General features: G+C 46.5%; 20 protein-coding genes and 1 pseudogene. 17 read left to right on the forward strand and 4 right to left on the reverse strand.

The window, feature by feature from the left end; translation table 11 throughout:
- Nucleotides 1-270: 270 nt before the first annotated feature.
- From SOHN41_RS16415 to SOHN41_RS16435, 5 genes are all read left to right on the forward strand, one after another.
- Complete coding sequence (locus SOHN41_RS16415) at nt 271-2,664, forward strand: TonB-dependent receptor plug domain-containing protein (RefSeq protein ID WP_037459447.1); 2,394 nt, start codon at nt 271-273, stop codon at nt 2,662-2,664.
- A 126-nt stretch (nt 2,665-2,790) separates the two neighbouring features.
- Entirely contained in the window at nt 2,791-3,252 is a 462-nt protein-coding gene (locus SOHN41_RS16420) for a YhcH/YjgK/YiaL family protein (RefSeq protein WP_007651170.1), read from the forward strand.
- A 143-nt stretch (nt 3,253-3,395) separates the two neighbouring features.
- A complete protein-coding gene (locus SOHN41_RS16425; protein WP_007651178.1) occupies nt 3,396-4,316 on the forward strand; it encodes a manganese-dependent inorganic pyrophosphatase in 921 nt (306 codons plus the stop codon).
- Between the two features lie 180 nt (nt 4,317-4,496).
- Complete coding sequence (locus SOHN41_RS16430; RefSeq protein ID WP_007651179.1) at nt 4,497-5,111, forward strand: DedA family protein; 615 nt, start codon at nt 4,497-4,499, stop codon at nt 5,109-5,111.
- 202 nt (nt 5,112-5,313) lie between these two features.
- Nucleotides 5,314-6,942, forward strand: a complete 1,629-nt coding sequence (locus SOHN41_RS16435; protein ID WP_007651180.1) for a methyl-accepting chemotaxis protein — start codon at nt 5,314-5,316, stop codon at nt 6,940-6,942.
- 143 nt (nt 6,943-7,085) lie between these two features.
- Here SOHN41_RS16435 and SOHN41_RS16440 read toward each other — a convergent pair whose 3' ends face one another.
- The 4 genes from SOHN41_RS16440 to SOHN41_RS16455 form a co-directional block, all read right to left on the reverse strand.
- The gene (locus tag SOHN41_RS16440) at nt 7,086-8,450 is read right to left on the reverse strand and encodes a hypothetical protein (RefSeq protein WP_007651181.1); all 1,365 of its coding nucleotides are present in this window, start codon (nt 8,448-8,450) and stop codon (nt 7,086-7,088) included.
- 136 nt (nt 8,451-8,586) lie between these two features.
- Nucleotides 8,587-9,627 (reverse strand): MJ1255/VC2487 family glycosyltransferase, encoded by a 1,041-nt coding sequence (locus SOHN41_RS16445; protein ID WP_007651182.1) that lies wholly within the window; start codon nt 9,625-9,627, stop codon nt 8,587-8,589.
- Between the two features lie 69 nt (nt 9,628-9,696).
- A complete protein-coding gene (locus SOHN41_RS16450) occupies nt 9,697-10,209 on the reverse strand; it encodes a phosphatase PAP2 family protein (protein WP_007651183.1) in 513 nt (170 codons plus the stop codon).
- Nucleotides 10,210-10,568: 359 nt separating this feature from the next.
- Nucleotides 10,569-10,802: a YgjV family protein gene (locus SOHN41_RS16455; protein ID WP_007651191.1), complete on the reverse strand. Its 234-nt coding sequence runs from the start codon at nt 10,800-10,802 to the stop codon at nt 10,569-10,571.
- Between the two features lie 325 nt (nt 10,803-11,127).
- Between SOHN41_RS16455 and rraA the strand changes: the two genes are divergently transcribed.
- The 12 genes and pseudogenes from rraA to hemB all read left to right on the forward strand — a co-directional run bounded on the left by rraA (nt 11,128) and on the right by hemB (nt 21,901).
- A complete protein-coding gene (gene rraA, locus SOHN41_RS16460) occupies nt 11,128-11,613 on the forward strand; it encodes a ribonuclease E activity regulator RraA (protein ID WP_007651193.1) in 486 nt (161 codons plus the stop codon).
- 131 nt (nt 11,614-11,744) lie between these two features.
- On the forward strand, nt 11,745-12,809 hold the full coding sequence (locus SOHN41_RS16465; RefSeq protein ID WP_007651194.1) for a formimidoylglutamase: 1,065 nt from the start codon (nt 11,745-11,747) through the stop codon (nt 12,807-12,809).
- Nucleotides 12,810-13,055: 246 nt separating this feature from the next.
- Nucleotides 13,056-13,811 (forward strand): bifunctional demethylmenaquinone methyltransferase/2-methoxy-6-polyprenyl-1,4-benzoquinol methylase UbiE, encoded by a 756-nt coding sequence (ubiE, locus tag SOHN41_RS16470; RefSeq protein ID WP_007651203.1) that lies wholly within the window; start codon nt 13,056-13,058, stop codon nt 13,809-13,811.
- Complete coding sequence (locus SOHN41_RS16475; RefSeq protein ID WP_007651204.1) at nt 13,811-14,431, forward strand: ubiquinone biosynthesis accessory factor UbiJ; 621 nt, start codon at nt 13,811-13,813, stop codon at nt 14,429-14,431. The genes ubiE and SOHN41_RS16475 overlap by 1 nt, the downstream gene beginning before the upstream one ends.
- Nucleotides 14,428-16,076 (forward strand): annotated as a pseudogene (gene ubiB, locus SOHN41_RS16480) (ubiquinone biosynthesis regulatory protein kinase UbiB). Before SOHN41_RS16475 ends, ubiB begins: the two are co-directional and overlap by 4 nt.
- A 59-nt stretch (nt 16,077-16,135) precedes the next feature.
- A complete protein-coding gene (gene tatA / locus SOHN41_RS16485) occupies nt 16,136-16,375 on the forward strand; it encodes a Sec-independent protein translocase subunit TatA (protein ID WP_007651207.1) in 240 nt (79 codons plus the stop codon).
- A 6-nt stretch (nt 16,376-16,381) separates the two neighbouring features.
- A complete protein-coding gene (tatB, locus tag SOHN41_RS16490; protein ID WP_007651208.1) occupies nt 16,382-16,858 on the forward strand; it encodes a Sec-independent protein translocase protein TatB in 477 nt (158 codons plus the stop codon).
- A 3-nt stretch (nt 16,859-16,861) separates the two neighbouring features.
- On the forward strand, nt 16,862-17,611 hold the full coding sequence (gene tatC, locus SOHN41_RS16495) for a twin-arginine translocase subunit TatC (RefSeq protein WP_007651209.1): 750 nt from the start codon (nt 16,862-16,864) through the stop codon (nt 17,609-17,611).
- 45 nt (nt 17,612-17,656) lie between these two features.
- Nucleotides 17,657-18,208, forward strand: coding sequence for a hypothetical protein (locus SOHN41_RS16500; RefSeq protein WP_007651218.1), 552 nt, complete (start codon nt 17,657-17,659; stop codon nt 18,206-18,208).
- Nucleotides 18,208-19,011, forward strand: coding sequence for a TatD family hydrolase (locus tag SOHN41_RS16505; RefSeq protein ID WP_007651220.1), 804 nt, complete (start codon nt 18,208-18,210; stop codon nt 19,009-19,011). Before SOHN41_RS16500 ends, SOHN41_RS16505 begins: the two co-directional genes overlap by 1 nt.
- Nucleotides 19,004-20,881, forward strand: coding sequence for a sensor domain-containing diguanylate cyclase (locus SOHN41_RS16510; RefSeq protein ID WP_037459449.1), 1,878 nt, complete (start codon nt 19,004-19,006; stop codon nt 20,879-20,881). Before SOHN41_RS16505 ends, SOHN41_RS16510 begins: the two co-directional genes overlap by 8 nt.
- A gap of 9 nt (nt 20,882-20,890) precedes the next feature.
- A complete protein-coding gene (hemB, locus tag SOHN41_RS16515) occupies nt 20,891-21,901 on the forward strand; it encodes a porphobilinogen synthase (RefSeq protein WP_007651223.1) in 1,011 nt (336 codons plus the stop codon).
- Nucleotides 21,902-22,151 lie beyond the last annotated feature (250 nt).

Here is a 22,151-nt window from a genome sequence, read left to right on the forward strand (position 1 = left end):
TTACTGTCATTAAAGCACAGCCGTCGATAGCGATAAACCTTCAGCACGAACAATGGATCTTGATGATTTTATTCACTTCACTAATCACGCCCTAAGTGGCGATATATTCGACTGGCTTTGTGTAATTATCTAGAACAGTAAGCTCTGAGTTAGCACTTTTCTGTCTAGGTGTAACAATTGTTACAGTGATAACCTTCGTCCTATCAAATTGTTACTTTCGTTGGTTCAATGTTTTCCCACCCTAAAGGTTACTCCACATTGAGAGGTTTTATGCGTCCAGCCGTTATCGCATTAGCAGTATCTTCAACTTTGGTTTTTCCTGTCGTACAAGCAGAAGAACAGGCCAGCAACTTTGAAAAAATTGAAGTCGTCGGCTCGCGGATCGCCCTGCGTACAGCGACCGACAGCGTCGCCCCCGTCGACATTATCACCGCCGAGCAGCTCGAATCGACCGGCATGACTGAAACCGCTAAAGCACTGCAATTTGCCGCGCCAAGTTACAGTTTTCCCTTCTCATCGGTGACCGATGGCTCCGATGCGGTGCGTCCTGCCAGCTTACGTGGCCTATCGCCCGACCACACCTTAGTACTCGTTAACGGCAAACGTCGCCACGGCTCGGCGCTGGTGCATTTAAGTGGCACTGTGGGTAAAGGTTCATCTAACGTCGACTTAAACGCTATCCCTCTGACGGCGATTAAGCGTATCGAAATTCTGCGTGATGGTGCCTCGGCGCAATATGGCTCAGACGCGATTGCCGGCGTTATCAACGTAGTATTAAAGGACAGCGACCAAGGCGGTAGCATCTCGGCCCAAGCGGGACAAACCTATCTTGGGGATGGCGAGCAATGGCGTGTCGGCGTGAACCATGGGATCAGCTTAAATAACAACGGTTTTGTGAATATTGGTGTCGAAGCCCACCATAAAAACAGCACCAACCGCGCCGGCTTAGATCCACGCCAACAATACCCTAAGCTGCCCGACGGCTCGGATGACCCACGCGAAGCGACTTTCAACCGTAAGAGCCACCAAGTGGGCGATGCGGAATACGATAACCTAGGTCTATTTATCAACGCGGCGCAGTCCTTCTCAAACGACAGCAAACTCTATGCCTTTGGTGGCATTAGCCAGCGTGAAACAAAGTCCGGTGCGTTCTATCGCCGCGCACTCGATGCCCGTAACTTGACCGAGCTTTATCCCGACGGTTTTTTACCACAGATAAATCCTAAGATCATCGACTCATCGTTAGTGCTTGGCTATGAGTTCGGTCTCGGTGAATGGAATATCGACACCTCAGCTGGCTATGGCGGTAACTCGTTTGAATACAACATTGTAAACACACTAAACGCATCACTCGGCCCTGACAGCCCGACGGAATTCGATGCGGGCACCCTGTCCACCAGCGAAGCGAACCTGAATATCGATGCCTCACGTTACTATAACTTTGTGAATGACTCAGATATTTTAGTCGCGACGGGTGTCTCTTGGCGCCAAAATGGTTATCAGATTGAGGCGGGCGAACCAAGTTCATACATCAATGGCGGTTATGATAACCGCGCAGCGGGTAGCCAAGGCTTCACCGGCTTTACTCCCGAGTCTGAAGTCGATGAAACCCGTGACAATACCGGCGTTTATGTCGAGCTTGAAAACCAATTAACCCCTGAGTTTTATTGGGCGGTGGCGCTGCGTTACGAAAACTATTCTGACTTTGGTGGCAACACCAGTTGGAAACTCGCGGGGCGCTATGACTTCACCGATAACTTAGCCCTGCGCGGTACAGTGAACACTGGCTTTAGGGCGCCGAGCGTACAACAGCTGTACTTCAGCAATATCTCTACCCTGTTTAATCCGGATCCCACCACGGGTCAGTTAGTGCCAACTGAGTCTGGCACTTTCAACACCCTATCGCCAGTGACCAAAGCACTGGGTATTAATGAGCTAGATCCCGAACTATCCCAATCATTTAGCTTAGGCTTGGTATACACCAATGATACGGGTTTAGCGCTGACATTAGATGCCTATCAAATCTCCATCGATGATCGGATTATTCTGTCGAGCTCAGTGACGCCTAATGATTCGCCCGCCGTAGCGGCGGCGCTAGCGGGCACCAATGCGGAATCGGCGCGCTTCTTTATCAACGCCGTCGATACTCGTACTCGCGGCGTCGATCTAGTGGTCAGCCAAGATTTTGATCTCGGCAATTGGGGGGATTTTCGCGCCAACTTAGCCTATGCCTATAATAAAACTGAAATCCAAGATATTAATTTCCCTGAGATTTTGGATGGACTCGGCCCTAAACTCTTCGACCGTATCGAACAAACTCGCATGACCTCGGCGACGCCGCATAATACCGGTAACCTAGGGCTGACCCATGAGTTAGGTGACTTTAAGACTAATATTCGCCTCAGCTATTTCGGCGATTACACTGTGGGTTACTCAACGGGAGATGTGAATTACAGCGACCAATGGGTGATGGATTTATCCGTGCGCTACGCCGCCACCGATGCCTTAAGCTTCACCGCTGGTGTGCAAAACTTGTTTGATGTGTATCCTGAAAAACGCCCAGATGACAATAACTTCAACGGTATTTTCGTCTATCCATTAACCAATACGCCGTTTGGATTTAATGGGGGTTACTACTTCCTCGAGGCCAAGTACACTTACTAAGCCACAAACAATGAAAACAGGCCATAAATGGCCTGTTTTTTATGTCTAAAGTTTATGTTCTAACGGCGGTGAACTGATTATAATCTTTACAATTCACTCATTTACTTACGCCATGTCGAGTACCCCATGATTGTCGATACTTTAGCTAATCGCCATATTTATCAATCCTTAAGCCCACGTCTAGCCACCGCATTAGCACATCTTGCCACCACAGACTTTAGCCAACTGCCCGTGGGCAATTATCCCCTCGATGGCGATGATATTTTCGTGATAGTCAATGACTACCAAACCAAGCCACAATCGACCGAACCCTTTGAAGTACATCAAAAATATATCGATGTGCAGTATGTGGTCAGTGGTGAAGAAGAATTTGGCTATCTACCATTAGCCGACCAAACACCGTCTAAACCTTATTTCGATAAGCACGACTACGCCGAGTTCGATTATGAGTCAAACAGGGCCAATGCCTCGTATATCAAACTCAAAGCAGGCATGTTTGCGCTCTTTTTCCCCGGCGACATGCATATGCCGGGCACGGGCGATATTGCCACTCCTGTACGTAAAGTCGTGATAAAAGTGAAGATTTAAGCCTTAAGCAATACTTGCCGAACCTCAGCTCAGTATTTTTAGCGTAATAGCGACTTAAGGGCGCAGTGATATGCGCTTTGGCTATTTCCGAATCGAGTCAAATATTGTTAAAATTGCCATAAATTTAAAGGAGAGTCCCTGAAATGCCTATTTACGTTGTCGGTCACAAGATCCCCGATTCTGATTCAATCTGCGGTGCTATCGCGTTAGCCTATTTAAAAAACCAAATCGGTGAAGAAGCCATTGCCGCACGTTTAGGTGAATTGTCACCCGAAACCGCCTTTATTCTGGAGCGTTTCGGCTTCGAAGCACCAGAATACAAAACCAGCTACGCTGGCGAGCAGGTGTATATCGTTGACCATTCAGAGTTGACCCAAGCACCAGACGATATCGCTAAGGCGACTATCGTCGGGATTGTCGATCACCATAAACTGGGCGATCTGACCACTGATACGCCATTAGAGTGCTGGATCCGCCCAGTCGGTTGTAGCAACACTGTCATCAAGATGATGTACGACTTTTACCAAGTGGCGATCCCAAAAAATATCGCTGGCATCATGATGTGCGCCATCCTAAGCGACACTGTGATATTCAAATCACCAACATGCACCACTGCCGACATTCGCTGCGTTGAAGCCTTAGCCGAAATCGCAGGCATCGAAGATTTTAAAGCGCTGGGCATGGAAATGTTCAAAGTCAAATCTGCCGTTGAAGGCACTCCAGCACGCGACCTCGTTATGCGTGACTTTAAAGACTTCAATATGAACGGTAACTTAGTCGGTATCGGTCAGTTAGAAGTGATTGACCTGTCAGTATTTGATGATATTAAGGCAGGATTAGAAGCCGATATCAAAGCACTGAAAGTGGAAGGCAATCGCCACAGCGTTTTGTTGCTGCTGACCGATATTATGAAAGAAGGCTCAGAACTGTTAGTGATTTCTGATGATGCCGACTTGATCAATCGTGCCTATGGCAAGACCCCAATCGATGGCAAAGTGTGGTTAGACGGCGTACTAAGCCGTAAGAAACAAGTGGTACCACAACTGCAAGCCGCCTTCGCTTAATCACGATGAGAAATACCGAGGGCCGAACTAGTTCGGCCTTTTTTATTTCCGCCACATCGGCCGTTAAGCTAGCTGTTCTAGCACTAATAATCCTAGATGAAACTTTGCTCATAAACCTATCCAGAGGTTTAGTGTGGCGAGTATGATTGGCTCATCTAGCGTAAATATTGCCTTAATCCCATGCCCGAAGTGCTACAACATCTCATCACCGAAATGACACCTTGGTTGCAGCAATATGGTTATCTGCTGCTGTTTATCGCCATCGCCCTTGAAGGATTTGGTATTCCCACACCGGGGCAATCACTGCTCATTGTCGCCAGCCTATTAGCAGCCACAGGGCAAATGTCACTGCCATTGGTATTGATAGTTGCGGCCTGTGGCGCCTTATCCGGCAATAGTTTGGGATATTTATTCGGCTGGCGATTTGGCGATGTGCTGCTTAAAAAAGGCTGGATAAAGCCGCAACTCGAAGACAAAATCCACGGCATTATCGATCAATATGGTATTGCCGCTTTAGTGTTAAGTCGTTTTATTGAAGGATTAAAACAATTCATGTTTATCGGCTGCGGTCTAGCTAAAATGCCACTGAAACAATTTGTGATTGGCAATGTGCTGGCCACCAGCATTTGGGTGACACTCTTTGGATTAGGCCCAGTGTTAATCCGCGATGAAATCGCCCCAATGCTGGCGTTTTATCATCAACATCAATATCCCACATGGGCAATAGTGAGCCTGCTAATTGCCCTTTTACTTATCTTCAGCTGGCGTAAATGGCAGATCAAAAATTCGCAATAATCTGTTTATTAGACATCTTTACGCAAGACTTGCATAAACTGGCATTGTAACAACTAATCGGCTTGATCGCGTGGATAAAATTTCGCCTAAAGCGGTAAAAAATCAATCAGTTAATATACTGTTCCGTATTCTAAAATCATTACGTTAACGTATACTAAACATCAAATACCAAGAAACCTAATATCGAAATAAGGTGTTATAAATGAATGTAATAAAACGTCTGTATTCAGGCTTCGCAGTACTGCTATTGATCATGCTTGGTATCACATTCTTTGGCCTGTTCAAAATCAGCATAGCTGATCAAAATTTGACTGAACTGTCCGAGCAAACCGCTGTAGAACAACGCCAAGCCATCAACTTCCGTGGTAGCGTGCATGATAGGGCTATTTCTATTAGGGATGTCGTTTTAGCCAAAGATAACGATAAATCAAAATTACACCAAAATGACATTATTCGTCTTAATGAGTACTACCAGAAAGCGGCACTTGTATTAGATAACATGTACGCAAGAGTGAAACACAGTCCAGAAGAACAAAACCTGTTACGGTTAATCAAAGAAACCGAGGCGGTAACCTTGTCTTTGACCGAAAACTTACTGGCTATGGTCAACAATGGCCGCCAAGCCGAAGCAACCGATTATTTGATTACGACTGTTTCACCTGCATACAGCGAATGGCTTAAGCGAATTAATAAGTTAATCGATTACCAAGAGGAAGCAATACAACATCAGGTTGCCTCCGCTCGTGAGCAAACAAACAGTTTTCAGTGGATTATGCTCGTTGTGACCACTATTGCGATTATTATTGGCTCCCTTGTGGCTATGAGTACCGTTAATCGATTAAAAAAACTCGTTGGGGGCGAGCTTGAATATGCGGCTTCTGTGATAAAAGAAATCGCATCCGGTGATTTAACGACACAAGTGAAATTCCATACATCCGAAAGCATTTTAAGTGCACTTAAAGATTTAACTGACCATATGTCGGGGATCACTAAAAATTCGATAAAAGCGGCCAGCGAGTTACTTGCCGCATCAAATGAGTTATTACTAACCGCACAGTACAATGAGGAGTTGATAGGTAATCAAAAAGCTGCCACAGAACAAGGTGCAACGGCAATTAATCAAATGTCTTCTACTGTTTCGGAGGTCGCAAACCACACCAGCGATGCGGCTGTTTTAGCACAAACAGCCATGAATGAATTCACGGCTGGGCAGAATGAAGTGAGTAAAACCCAAGCAAGCATTAATAAGCTCGCCGACAAAGTCAGTGAAGCTGCAGACGTTATCAATAATTTATCGGAAGATAGCCGTCAAATTGGTTCAGTATTGGAAGTTATCCAAAGCATTGCAGAGCAAACTAATTTGCTTGCACTAAATGCCGCAATTGAAGCGGCAAGAGCCGGCGAACAAGGTCGTGGTTTTGCTGTCGTTGCCGATGAGGTTCGCAATCTAGCACGCCGCACTCAGGAATCCACCGGGCAAATACAAACGGTTATCGGGAAGATGCAAGGCAACTCAATGAACGCCGTTGCAGTGATGAATGAAGGTAAAGTTCAGGCTGATACCAGTGTCCAACAAGCCAAATCAGCAGGAGACTCCTTGTATGCAATCAATCTATCTGTCACTAAAATAAGCGATATGAACACCCAGATTGCCACCGCAGCGGAAGAACAATCCGTTGTAGCCTCAGAAATCAATCATAACTTTAGTGAGATAACCCATTCAGCTTCGCTCGCAGAGGAACAAGCCAGTAAAATTACCATTGCAAGTAAAAAGCTTGAGGTGCTGGCAAAAACCTTAGAGCAAAATGTTAAACAGTTTAGAACGGCATAATCTCGTTCAAACGACCACCAGATTGACAGATAACGTCAAGTACAATCTGGTGGTTATTCGCACTATATTTGAGTGATTAGGCTCTTTCCTTAGATGACTAAAATGTCTTTAGTCTCAGGTTGAGATTCAATACTGCCCTCAAGCTATGGCTGTAGTTCTGGTTCAGAATCACTGATTGGTGCTGATGGCTCTTCGGAGATAGATGACTCACCTTGCTTAGAGCCTGAACTTTGCTGATTCGGTAAAGGCTCGACAATAACAACGGGCTCTTCTGGCACTGCCACTTCACCTTCAGCTGGAGCTGCAGTATCAGACTCTGACGCTAGGGTGCCGAGATCTTGGTTAGCAGGACTCTCAACCGCATGTTTAGGCAGTTGATTTCGATACAAATCAATCATCCCCATCACCTCGGATAGGGCCTTGGCATGGTCCGGCGTTAAGATACCATTATGCCCAGAGACGATTTCATCCGACACCGCCAGCACCCACACGGCCTGCATATTGGCATCGGGACAGGTTTGTACGGTACGACGAGCCTGCAGGCGAGCACGGATCTTCCAGCCCGAATAGGGTAAGGTCATCATACAACCGGGAATTTGATCGTGGGCCATTAAGGCTGACGGCATCTTAATGGGGGTATCACAGTTCCCCGCGGAACATTTATCAATATCGTGGGTAATGGCCCAAGAGTTACCCACAGCACGCTCGCCGTCTTTGATGTAGTTAAAGGCTTCTTTTACCGCAAAGTCACCCTTTGACTGTAATACCACCATGCTCGGCTTTTGCCTATCTAAGCTCACCAATGTATCGAGTGGTTTATACTCCCTCGCGGGCACAGCAGGATTTAACAACAAGAATAAATTCGGATTATCCTGCTCCTTATCTATGGCGGCTTTGATGCGATCTTTACTGGCATGCAAAACAACCGCTCCACCAAGGCTATGACCAATCACGGTATAACGCAGCAGTTTATGCTCCGCCACTAAGCCATCAAGCTTATCAAGCAGTTGGGATAAACCCGTTTTCCCGATGCGTTTAGCGACCCGTTTACGCTGCAAGATGGTTGGAAAATCCAGTGGCTCAATCCAACTGGTTGCATCATCTGAACCATCTAACCAAAAAGGGTCGTATTTATCGCCACGCCAGCCTATGTATAAACCGAGCAAGTTACGCTGGGAGTCAGACGCCGCCATCTGTCGATAAAACTGTTCGAAGGCGACATAGTTTTCATCCTTTGGGTTAGCACTATGGTGCCAACCATGGACAAAAATCAGCAACTCGGGGGCAGTGTCAGTATTGGACTGTAAAATTCGCGCCTGTAAGCCTTGCCATTGCCCATCATTATGGGGTTGACCTTGATCATTAAATTCAATCACATGCAGATTTTGCTTGGCAGTATCAGGGCCGGGAATGTGATAGGCTTGGTCAGGAATAAAAGGAAGCAAAACACAAAGAGATAACAACATCAAAAACAGTAACTTGTACTGAGTAAACTTTTTAAGGCTCATTTATAACAACATAATTAACGGCCAGACTAGGCCAAAATAGACACGCTGAAAGGGGCTAACAGCAAAATTGACCAAATTATACGCTAACCCCATTGGCCCAGCTAGTGCCTAATTGGCTTTCATCGCAACGAAAAACTTAACGCCAAGTATCGGGGAGCGTCACTTGGCTCCAGAGATCTTGGCATAAGGGCTGACTATGGTGCCAATCGCCGCCACGGATCCATTTGACAAGCGTATCCCCCACTTGAGGATAGGCAATGGGGTTAGGCGATGCCGTTTTAAGCCAACGCTTTACCACGTTAATATCGAGACTCATCATGCTATCTCCAACGCCCAATAGCTGTAGTGCGGCGACATTAGACAGTTGCTCAAACTGACCAATGAGTGGTTTGACTAAGAGTTTTTTACCTAAGGTTAATGCTTCACTGGCAAGCTCAAAGCCAGCATTGCCTATCACACCTCCGCAGCTGGCAAGATGTTGCTTAAAGCCGTCACGATTAAAACCATGCCACTTGATATGTTCGGCAACTTGCCCCTTCGGTTGTTGGCTGTGATACACCAAAAACTGATAATCACTAAAGGATTTGAGGAAGTCCGCAATCACATCCGCATCTTCAAAGGGTAAATAAACCAAGATCTGGTGCGTGTGCTCGATAGGGCTGGCATCAACCTCGACAAAGGGGGGCAGTATGGGGAAACCAAAGTGATGCCAATGGCACCCCAGCGCCACATCCACGGGCGCGAAGTAATTGAGCAATAACTCATTAAACCAAGTGCTACCGAGTTTGGGGACAGGGTGAGTTAACGCCGCCTGATGGCTAATGCCAATCGAAGGCACACCCTGGCGCCGCGCAGCCCAAGCCGATACGGGTTCAAAGTCATTTAACACTAAGTCATAACAACTTAAATCGAGGGCTTGGATATCTTTAAATAACGACAATGACAGATTTTGCCGCACCGTTTGTGGTACATTTACACGCCCTGAGTGGGTCGCAAATGTCATCCCCGCCTGCACGCGATAATCGCCAAAACATTCCATATCGAAAAACTGCTCAGGCTTACGGCCAGAAAATAAAAAATCTACTTTTATATCATTTTTTATCAGTGACTTAGCCATCACACGCGCACGACTTAAATGGCCATTCCCAGTGCCTTGAACTCCGTAGAGTATTCGCATTGCTTATCCTTTAATCTATGGATTGTGGAGAGTTCAACAAATGAGATACAAGAGTTAATCCAAACTGAGCTAAATGACGGGATAAACCAAGCATACGGCTCCAGTACCTAATAAAGCGCCAGCCACGATATCTAAGGGGTAATGCACACCAAGGCAGATACGCGAGCAACCTATACCAAGGGCCCATACATATGCGACAGGGGCTACAGCGGGATAAACCTGTGCCACGCTCGTTGCCATCACAAAGGCGGCGGCCGTATGTCCCGACGGTAAGCTGAAACGATCCGATGGCTCAAAGCCACTTTCAAACCCTGCCAACCCATGACAGGGCCTTATACGGCGGATGCTATTTTTCAATAACAAATACAAAGGTAACTCGACCAAAAAACTCGCTAACATCAGATTGAATAACATCTGCCCTTGGGTATGCGTCAACATCAAACCCAGCGAAAGATACAAATACACATGGCCATCGCCGCTCGCAGACACTCGCTTTGCATGGGCATATAAACCGTGGTGCTGCGTGAAGCTCACAATATGCAAAAACATTCGCTTATCTAAGTCTGCAACGTAACTCAACATAGAACAGGCTCCTTACTGGTATACCAGCGAGTTTTACTGCGATGTTAATCTGTGCACTCTCTCGACAACGCTTAGCAGACTTGGCTTTAATGCGATCTATTCTTCAAACCCAAGGCTACTATTCACGATTGAATTTGTTTATTTAACTCATGGTCAGATGGTGTGAGACTAAGAAATGGCTATGACGCCTAAGTGACATCTGGCCTAAAGTTTTATGACAGTCGCAATGACGAATACAGGGTTGTCAGGCAGATGATGGCAAGTGAAGCTGAAGAAAGGCTAAAAATATTGAGGAAGCCATTGTGCTGCCCGAGTTAGGATCAGAGCAACACAATGGATAAGGTCCAAGCTAAGGGCGACTAACTCGCCTTAGCGCGGTAAATTTTGGTCAAATGGTAAATATTAATACAGGCAACAAACGCATTCATTCCGGCAACTGGCCAAGCCGAAATGAACACACCATAGATCACAAACAAGGTACAGCCCACAAAGTTCAACCATCTTAACCAGATGATATTCTTCATCATTAATGAGATAGCCACCATGACAGAGGCAAAATAACCAATAATTTCAATCGTGTTTACAGCTTCCATAGGCACCTCTCAAAGGCCCTCTACCGTCCATAAGCATAACGGGGGGTCCTTGCCCCTAAAGCAAATTTAGTTACGTAAGTTAATTTAAACTTGGGATATAATATCAAAACGCGCAACAGAGTTGTAATAAAAAACCGTTATTTAATGACTAATATCAAGTTTTGAGCACTAATTTCGATCCTGTTACGAAAAAATATTACAGACTGTGTTAACCAGCCAGCGGCAACAATACCGTGATAGATAACACTTTTCTTTTCATGGATCCCTTTTATACTGGCGTAAACTCGCTAAACTGTACGCAACGCGGATCAATAGGAGTGTAAATATGGAATACAACACCTCAGAACTATGTGACATGTACTTAGATGTCGTAGATGTAGTCGAGCCCATGTTCAGTAACTACGGTGGTTGTAGCTCTTTTGGCGGTTCTATTAGCACCATTAAGTGCTTTGAAGACAACGGCCTAATCACCGAGGTCCTACAAGAGGATGGCCAAGGTAAAGTCTTACTGGTCGATGGTGGTGGCTCATTGCGCCGCGCACTCATCGATGGTGCTATTGCAGAACTTGCGGTCAGCAACAATTGGGAAGGCATTATCATTTACGGCTCTGTGCGCGATGTGGATGCATTGGAAGAGTTGGACATTGGTATTCAAGCGCTTGCTTCTATCCCCGTGGGCGCCGATGGCAACTCAGTGGGCGAAGTGGAAATTCCGGTCAATTTTGGCGGTGTGACTTTCCTACCTGGCGATCATATCTATGCCGATAACACGGGCATTATCCTGTCGCCTGAGCCACTCGATATTGAATAAGTAAAAAAGATATGACAAGAAAGCCAGCTAAGCTGGCTTTTTTATTATCTATTTCACCTTTATTAGCATTGAACAATCGCCCTAGCCTGCGCCACAATAAGTAGTCTCTGGTCCTATAAGAATAATCCCCTATGCCCGAATTTATCCCTTTTACCCATGCAGACATTGCCACCCTAGTCAGCCCTAGAACTGGCGAGACTAAGCTTGGCCAATGCGTGCATCTTGCCAATAACGAACACTCGCTCGAGATCATACTCGCCACGGCAAAGGCCCACGGTGCGGCTTTTGCTATTGTCGGCGTTGGCGAGGACATAGGCCCACGGGCAAACTTAGGTCGTGGTGGTGCCACCGATGCCTTTACCACCAGCATGCGCCAATGGCTCAATCTGCAATCGAATCGATTTTTGTCTGGCGCCGAATGTCTAGTGTTAGGCCAAGTTAACACCGTAGATCTACAGCAACAAACCGCGAGCGATCCAGCAGACAATACTGATGTCACCTTAGATGAATTACGCGATGCGGTGGAGCAACTAGATAAGCGCGTGATCCGCATCGTCAGTGCTATCTTAAAGGCGGGCTTAGAACCCATACTCATCGGCGGCGGCCACAACAATGCCTATGGATTATTGATGGCGACCTCAGCCCATTACCAGCGCCAAGTTGCGGCGGTGAATCTCGATCCCCATTCGGATTTTCGCCTGCTCGAAGGTCGCCATAGCGGCAATGGTTTTAGCTATGCCGCCGATCATGGTGCCTTAGGGTTTTATCATGTACTCGGTTTGCACGAGTTAAAAAACAGCGAAGCCAATTTAACTCAGCTGACTGAGTTTGGTGGCTCTTGGCATAGCCTGCAACAGATTTGGGTTCGCCGCGAAATAAGTCTAAGCCAGGCCTTGCTTGAGATTGCTGCAAAACTCAACGAGACAGGTTTACCTGTAGGTTTAGAGCTAGATGTCGATGCCATCGCCAAAATGCCCAGTAGTGCTTCTACGGCAGCTGGCGTGCCACTGCTCGATGCGGCTCACTATGTCAGTTACATCGCCCGCCACTGCCCATGTGCTTATTTGCATTTGGCCGAGGCTGCGCCAAGTTGCCACGAAGCGGGACTTGAAGCCGGTTTTAGGGATGTAGGTCAGAGTCTAAGCGAGCTTATCTATGCATATGTGCAAGCTCGTATGCCGTTTTTGGCGCAATAACTGAGCATCAGTTATCCATGACTCGGCGCTAAGCTATTCACCAAATCCTGATATTGTGCTCTAATGCCAGTCCATTTTATGTGGTCGACGAGCACTCAACTCAAGGACTTATAGAAAGCGACTGAAACTAACGCATTCAAGTGAGTTTACTAGCTCGATCACAGAGTGATAGATCAAAGATTCAGCAAATGCAGGCGATGGCTTACACTCGCAACTAATACATTGCAAAACAATAGGAACACATTGATGTCTGAGGGCGAATCTAGAAGTACCCACTTTGGTTACAAAACCGTTGAGGCCGATAAGAAGGCCGATCTCGTTGCGGGCGTGTTTCATTCAGTCGCCGCAAAATACGACATTATGAATGATGTGATGTCCTTCGGTATTCACCGTTTTTGGAAGCGTTACACCATTGAAGTGTCAGGTGCTCGTCCTGGAATGAAAGTGCTCGATTTAGCCGGTGGTACCGGTGACTTAACCGCCAAATTCTCCCATCTTGTGGGTGACAAGGGCGAAGTCGTGTTAGCCGATATCAACGATTCAATGCTTAAAGTTGGCCGCACTAAACTGCGTGACCGCGGTATTGTAAATAATGTCAGCTATGTGCAGGCCAATGCTGAAGCACTACCATTCCCAGACAACCATTTCGATATCATTACTATCGCCTTTGGTCTACGTAATGTGACCGATAAAGATGCCGCGCTACGCTCAATGAACCGCGTACTCAAGCCCGGTGGCAAGTTGTTAGTGTTAGAGTTTTCGAAGCCTCAGCATGAAATCATGCGTAAAGTGTATGATTTATATAGCTTCAAAGTCTTACCTAAGATGGGCGAACTTATCACTAAAGATGCGGACAGCTACGAGTATTTAGCCGAGTCGATTCGTATGCATCCAGATCAAGACACCCTGAAGCAAATGATGGTGGACGCAGGCTTTGAACAGGTCGATTACACCAATATGACCGACGGTATCGTCGCCCTGCATCGTGGTTATAAATTCTAATGATGCCGCAGGAAGTTGTGCTACTGGCCTGCGCCGCAATGGAAATGGGGCTGAAAAAACTTCAGACCCAAGCGGGCGATGACTATCCACGCCAGCGCCAGTTGCATGGTAAAGTATTTCGCATTCAATTGTCGCAGCTTAGCTGGCCAATCTATTTGGTGTTTGCCAAAGAGATCCAAGTGCTCAGCCGCTATGAAGGGGATGTCGATGTCAGCCTGCACGCCGATGTGACCACTTTATATCGCGTGACCGAAGGGGCTAACCTGACAGAGCTAATCAAGCAGGATAAGCTCAAGCTTGAGGGCGATCTCAATTTATTACAAAGCTTTAGCCAATATCTACGTGGCATCGAGTTCGACTTTGCCGAGCCGATATCCCGCTATTTAGGGGACGCCCCGACCCACAGACTCATCAGCGCCAGCCATCAGGCAAAAGGTTTTGCCCTTGATGTTTTACGCCAAACCCGCTCCCATTTAGGTCAGCTTGCAGTTGAAGAATATCGCCTCGCGCCGCACCAAATTGAATTAGTCCATTTTCGCGATAAAGTGGATGATTTAGTGACCGACACCCAAGCGCTTGAACAACGGATTACCCAATTAAGAGATCAAATTAAGCTATGACCTTTGCCAGTATCCGCCGCGGTTACCACGTCATCAAGACCCTGCTCCAATATGGGTTAGATGAGGTTTTGCCGCCAAAGATGACCCCTTGGTACTTTAAACTCGCCCGTAATAGCTTATTCTGGATCCGCAACAAGCATAAAAATAAGCCCGGTGGCGAACGCCTAAAACTGGCGATGCAGGAACTTGGCCCAGTTTATATCAAGCTTGGACAAATGCTCTCAACCCGCCGCGATTTACTCAGTGATGAGTGGGCTAGTGAGCTCGCTATGCTGCAGGACAAGGTCCCCCCCTTCGATGGTGCGCTCGCTCGCCAAGCGATAGAAGCTGAGCTAAAAGCGCCAATTGAATCCTTATTTGATCACTTCGATGAAACGCCCTTAGCTTCAGCGTCGATTTCCCAAGTGCACACGGCAACACTCAAATCAAATGGCAAAGCGGTAGTTTTGAAAGTGCTGCGTCCAAATGTAGAGGCCAAGATCCAAGCCGATCTACTGTTGATGTCACAAACCGCAAATATAATTGACTATCTTCTAGGCGAAGGTAACAGGCTACGTCCCGCCGAAGTGATTGAAGATTACCGCGTCACGATTTTAGGTGAGTTAAACCTTAAGCTTGAGGCCTTAAACGCAGTTAAGTTACGTAATAACTTTCTCAATTCAGATGCCCTCTATGTGCCCTATGTATATGAGGAGTTTTGTTATCCACGCCTGATGGTGATGGAACGTATTTACGGTATTCCAGTATCTGACATTGCCGCCCTCAAGGCACAGGGAACTAACTTCAAGCTGTTAGCCGAGCGCGGGGTTGAGTTGTTTTTACCCAAGTATTCCGTGATAATTTTTTCCATGCAGATATGCATCCGGGCAATATTTTTATCTCGTTAGAGCACCCAGAAAACCCCTGTTACATTGGTTTAGACTGCGGCATTATGGGCACACTCAGCGAAGTCGACAAACGCTACTTGGCCGAAAACTTCCTCGCCTTCTTCAATCGGGATTATCACAGAATCGCCCAGCTCTACATTGAGTCAGGTTGGGTATCGGAAAAAACCGACTTACAGGCCTTCGAACAAGCCATCAAGGTCGTTTGTGAACCTATGTTCAATAAACCGCTCGATGAAATCTCCTTTGGTCATGTACTGTTAGAGCTATTTCGCACCGCACGCCACTTCGATATCATTGTGCAGCCGCAACTGGTGCTACTCGAAAAGACTTTGCTTTATATCGAGGGATTAGGCAGGCAGCTTTATCCACAGTTGGATTTATGGCAGACCGCTAAACCCTTTTTAGAACAGTGGATGGCCGAACAAGTAGGCCCTAAGGCCATGTTTAAAAAGGTTTCCACAAAACTGCCATATTGGTCTGATAAGCTACCTGAATTCCCAGAACTGATTTATGACAACCTTAAATTAGGCAGGAAATTGCTGAGTTCTCAGCAACAGATGCTAGATAAGTATTTAAAATATCAGCAGCAGTCACATAAGAGTAATTACCTGCTTATCACTTCTGCAATTTTATTGATCTGTGGCACGTTATTGTTTAATCAAAACGCTACACTGTGGGCCCCTTACGTGTGTCTTATTTCAGGCGCAATATTGTGGTTTATCGGATGGCGATCTAGGCCAAAGAATCGTAAATTTTAGCTAGCACTAATTAATCAGAGGTTCATAATAGAACCGATATCAATTAAGAGGATACCTTCATGGGTGGCATTAGTATTTGGCAACTTCTTATCATTGCGTTAATCGTTGTCTTATTGTTTGGAACTAAGAAATTGCGCTCTTTGGGCGGTGATTTAGGCGGTGCGGTTAAGGGCTTCAAAAACGCCATGTCTTCAGAAGAAGATAAAAAGGCATTAGAAGACACCGAAGCAGCTAAAACAGTGCAAACGACTCAACAGGCGACGGAAAAAAAACCAGAGTCTAACAAAGAACAGGTGTAATTCCTTATGTTTGACGGTATCGGCTTTATGGAGCTGCTGCTGATCGGTGTTCTGGGGCTCGTGGTTCTTGGCCCCGAGCGTCTACCGGTCGCGGTGCGTTCGATTACAGGTTGGATCCGCGCGATGAAACGCATGGCCAACTCAGTCAAAGATGAACTTGAGCAGGAGCTAAAGATCGAGCAATTACATGCGGATCTTAAAAAAGCCGAGAGCAAAGGTTTAGCAAATCTTTCACCTGAACTTCAAGAATCTATCGATCAATTGAAGCAGGCTGCGCAGTCAGTGAATCGACCTTATCAAGTGCAAGATCCTGTTTCCCAAAACACTTCTGCACCGGGGGGGCCGATCCACAATCCAACTCAAGTGGGTCAAACAAGCCCGACAAGCCAGGTAGAGGCGAGTCCAACATCGGCGTCTCCCGCCGCTCACAGCGAGCCATCCCAGGGCGCGGATACCCGTTCTAACCCGAAAGCCAACGGATAATTCATGTCGCAACAGCAGCCACTTATCAGCCACTTGCTTGAACTTAGGTCCAAGCTGCTTAAATCCATTGCCAGCGTGTTAATCGTATTCATCTGCAGCGTGTATTGGGCAAATGATATCTACCACTATATGGCAATCCCTTTAATGCAGTCTCTACCCTTGGGTGGCAGCATGATTGCGACCGATGTCGCCGCACCTTTCTTTGCCCCTTTTAAACTGACTTTAGTCCTGTCATTTTTTGTGGCCGTGCCCTATGTGCTCTATCAAATTTGGTCCTTTGTCGCGCCAGGCCTATATAAACATGAAAAGCGCTTAGTCATGCCACTGCTCTTTAGCAGTACGGTGTTGTTTTACCTTGGTATTGCCTTTGCCTATTACATAGTATTTCCCGTGGTGTTTGGCTTCTTTGCCAACACAGCACCTGAGGGAGTACAAGTTGCAACGGACATAAGCAGCTACTTGGATTTTGTCTTAAAGCTTTTCTTTGCTTTCGGACTGTCCTTTGAAATCCCCATCGCCGTGGTTTTACTCTGCTGGGCAGGTGTGACAACTCCCGAAGATCTCAGGCAAAAACGTCCTTATATCGTTGTGGGAGCCTTCGTTGTTGGTATGTTATTAACACCGCCGGACGTGATTTCCCAGACTATGCTTGCAGTGCCAATGCTGTTATTGTTCGAGGGGGGTTTATTCGCGGCTCGTTTTTACAGTAAATCGAGCGACGAGTCGAACGAAGAAGAACAAACGAACGACTAACGCCCTTGCTGGCGTTAGAGGAATATAAGAATAAGGAAGATCCTGATGCGCTTAACTCTTATGGCTGCAGCGGTTATGCTGTTTTCGGTCCAAGCAAATGCCAGCATTGAACGACAACTGACTCAATGTGCCGCAACAGCAGACAAACTCGAACGCCTAATTTGCTATGACAACCTCGCCGCCAGCATAAAAGGCACAACGGCCACAATAGATACGCAAACTGCCCCTGTAAGTGTTGCCGCAGTGTTGGCTGCGCCAACTGTCGCTGTGGCCGCTAACGCTCCAGCAGCTCCAGCAGCTCCAGCAGCTCCAGCAGCTCCAGCAGCAAACATTGAAGATAACTTCGGTATGGAAGCCAAGCGTATCCAAGAAAATACCGTCGATAAGATTTATCTAGACGTGCAGTCTGTTACAGAAGATCCCTATGGCGCTATTAAAGTGACATTCACTAACGGCCAAGTCTGGAAACAAACCGAGAGCCGCAAATTCAACCTAAAACAAGGTGACAAGGTCTTTATCGAGAAAGCCGCCCTAGGTTCTTTCTTAATGGGTACCGATAACCGCAACGCCCAGGTGAGGGTGAAGCGCCTAAAATAATGCCCTCATACATAGATATCGCTGTCAATTTACTTGGCAGCGCACTCGAACCAGACACAGCATCAATAATACAAGCGGCGGCGGACCAAGGGGTTTCGCCGTTAATCGTTATTGGCAGCGATTTAACTGAAAGTGCAACTGCCATCGCGGTTTGCCAACAATATCCCAATCAACTCTATTGCACCGCTGGCGTACACCCACACCATGCCAGCGAATGGCAAGCAGATTCCAAGCAGATTCAAACAGAGTTATGCCAAGCACCACAGGTCGTTGCCGTTGGCGAATGTGGACTTGACTATAACAGGGACTTTTCACCACGTCCTGCCCAGCGCCAAGCATTTATCGCACAGCTAGAACTTGCCATAGAACTACAAAAACCCGTTCTAATGCATGAGCGAGATGCCCACAGTGATTTTTTGAGCATTATTAAGGAATACCGCCCCAAGCTAACCGGAGCATTACTGCACTGTTTTACTGGCACCCGCGCGCAAATGGAAGCTTATATTGACCTCGGTTTACACTTAGGTATTACTGGTTGGGTATGCGATGAGAGACGTGGACAAGAATTAGCAGAGCTAGTGCCTTTTATTCCAAAAGAGCGCTTATTGATTGAAACTGACAGCCCTTACCTGCTCCCTCGGAGTATGCGACCCAAGCCAAAATCCAGTAAAAACAAGCCCGAATACCTTCCCTATATCGCACAGTATATTGCCAACTTACGTGGCGAAAATGCGGCTGAATTTGCTAAACAATGCTATCACAATAGCTTATCGTTTTTTAATTTGAGTCAATACGATGACTAGTTTAGGTCGCTTATTGGTTTTGCTTATCAACATATTCATTTCATTTGGTGCTTTCGCCAGCACGATGAGTATAGATGAACGCACACCTACACCACTCAATTTAACACCTTGGCTCATGGTGACTCATAGCAATGGCACAAGTCAGTTAACCGACATTCAAGCGCTCCCACAGACGCAATGGCATAAGTTTACGAGTACCGATATTCAACGCCTTAGCCAACATGATTTCTGGCTGACGGTTAATCTAAACAGTGGCAATGAAAGCCTCTCGCGCATTCTCGCCCTAGATAATCCATTATTGGATAAAGTGACGATTTATCATTTAGTAGGTAACCAGCTGATCAACACCGCCTATATGGGAGATACACTTCCCTATAAGCAACGCCCGTTATTGAGCAATATTTTTCTATATCCTTTTAAAATCAACGCCAATGAACAACACACCTTTTATCTGCATATAGAAACGGAAGGAAGTGCTGCAGTACCACTTAATCTATGGTCAGCCAATGATTTAGCCCAAATTGCCGAATCGACAGCTGTAGAGCATGGTTTTCAGCTCGGTGTGCTCGCCGCGATAGGGATCTTCAGTCTATTTATCGCTTTAGCTTCTGGTTCATTCAGTTACAGCTATTACTCCGGCTATGTACTCTGCATGACACTATTGGTCGCTACCATTAATGGCTTTGCTTTCCGTTTCCTCTGGCCTGATTGGCCTGCATTACAACGACTTATGGTTCCGATATTATTACCCTTGGTAATGGCATTCGCTTTAATGTTTACCGAGAAAATACTGCAACTCAAATACCATAACCGCCGTATGCTCTTGATATGCCGTTACAGCGCAGTGTATATCCTATTAGTGAGCCTATTAGTGCCCTTCGTCCATTACGGTACAGCTCTTTACATTGAGATTGTTTCCGTTGTGATCCTCAGTGTGATTTTGATGATGCTCGCCATTGTCCAAGCGATTAACGGTCATAAGCTCGCCAAACTCTACACCATAGGGTGGGTGAGCATGCTCACTGGCGCTTGTATTAGCAGCCTACTCTATCTTGGTGTTATTAATTTGAATTTAAAACCACAGACCCCAGTTATGCTTGGGCTCACTTTTGAGATCATCTTCATGTCACTCGTGCTCGCGATTCGTTACAACGATGAACGCAAAGCTAAATTGCGTATTCAACAGGAAGCATTGAAACAAGCTCAAAAAATCCGCAGTGCCCGGGAAGAAGCGTTAAAACTTGAAGCAGAGACCAACGAAAGGCTAGAGCAAATGGTGCAAGAACGCACCCTAGAACTTGAGATCACCCTTAGAGAGCTGCATGAAGTCAATCAAAAGCTGACTGAACAGAGTACAATTGACAGCTTAACCGGAGTTAAAAACCGTAGCGCCTTCGATAAACGCATGCTTGCAGAGAGCCGGATCAGTCGCCGCCAAGAAACGCCCATCGCACTATTAATGCTAGATATCGACAGATTTAAATCGATCAATGACCATTTTGGTCACTTAGCTGGGGATCAGGCATTAAAGAAGATTGCCCAGACATTACAACAACATTTAAAGCGTCCAACGGATCTAGTATCACGTTTTGGTGGTGAAGAGTTTGCTATTATTCTACCCAACACAACGGCGGAAGGCGCACTTAAGGTCGCTGAAGGCATTCGAGACGCTGTGACCTCTATTGACCTAGAATGGGAAGGGAAACCTATTCCATTGACCATCAGTATCGGAGTCAGTGCCGATATCATGACTAGTGATCAACACAATACCGAATTACTAGAACAAGCTGATAAAGCTCTCTATCAAGCGAAAAATAACGGGCGCAATCAAGTGAAATTGTATGTGCCAGCAAGAGCAGAACCTAATTAGGAGTCCAATGTGAACATCATTACCAGTGCTTTTCCACAGCGTAGAATGCGCCGCATGCGTAAACATGATTTCAGCCGCCGCCTGATGGCTGAAAATCATCTGACGGTTAATGACTTAATTTATCCAATGTTCGTACTCGAAGGTACTAATCGCAGCGAAAAAGTCACCTCCATGCCAGGTGTTGAACGTTACTCAATTGATTTACTGCTGAGAGAAGCGGAAGAATTAGTCGAGCTAGGGATCCCACTGATAGCCCTCTTCCCTGTTACACCCTCAGAGAAAAAAACCTTAATGGCTGAAGAGGCATATAACGCCGATGCCTTAGTGCAACGCGCCGTGCGCGAGCTCAAAAAAGCCTTCCCACAGCTTGGTATTATGACAGATGTAGCACTCGATCCCTTCACTACCCACGGTCAAGATGGCATTATCGATGAAACAGGCTATATCCTAAATGACGTCACCACTGAAATCTTAGTTAAGCAAGCCCTATCACACGCTGAAGCGGGCGCGGATATTGTCGCCCCATCGGATATGATGGATGGCCGCATTGGCGCTATTCGCCAAGCGTTAGAAGCAGCTGGCCATGTAAACACTCAAATCATGGCCTATTCTGCCAAATACTCCTCGAGCTACTACGGCCCATTCCGCGATGCTGTCGGCTCAGCAGGCAACCTTAAAGGTGGCAATAAGCACAGCTATCAAATGGATCCCGCCAATAGCGATGAAGCACTGCATGAAGTTGCACTCGATATCCAAGAAGGCGCTGATATGGTGATGGTAAAACCCGGTATGCCATATTTAGATATAGTGCATCGCGTTAAAACTGAGCTTGCGGTACCAACATTCGCCTATCAAGTCAGTGGTGAATACGCTATGCATATGGCCGCCATCCAAAATGGTTGGTTAGCAGAGAAAGCAATCGTCATGGAATCGCTACTGTGCTTTAAACGTGCGGGCGCTGATGGCATCCTTACTTACTTTGCTAAACGTGCAGCACAGTGGCTAAAAGAAGCGAAATAACCCTTTTACCTGATGACCGACTGAAGAGCAGCACTTAGCTGCTCTTTTTTTGATTTCACTTTTTCGAACTTAAGTGGATAAGTCATCTGCTAGCAATAGGGAGAAATGGGGCTATAGAGCGGGATGTTATAAAGTCCTAAATACAGATGCAAAAAAGCCAGCTTATTCAGCTGGCTTCGTCACTGCTCTTTTCAGAGCTTATTAGGCGCTTGGCGATGACCTACTCTCACATGGGGAGACCCCACACTAC

The organism is Shewanella sp. HN-41 (assembly GCF_000217915.1).
GTDB lineage: Bacteria > Pseudomonadota > Gammaproteobacteria > Enterobacterales > Shewanellaceae > Shewanella.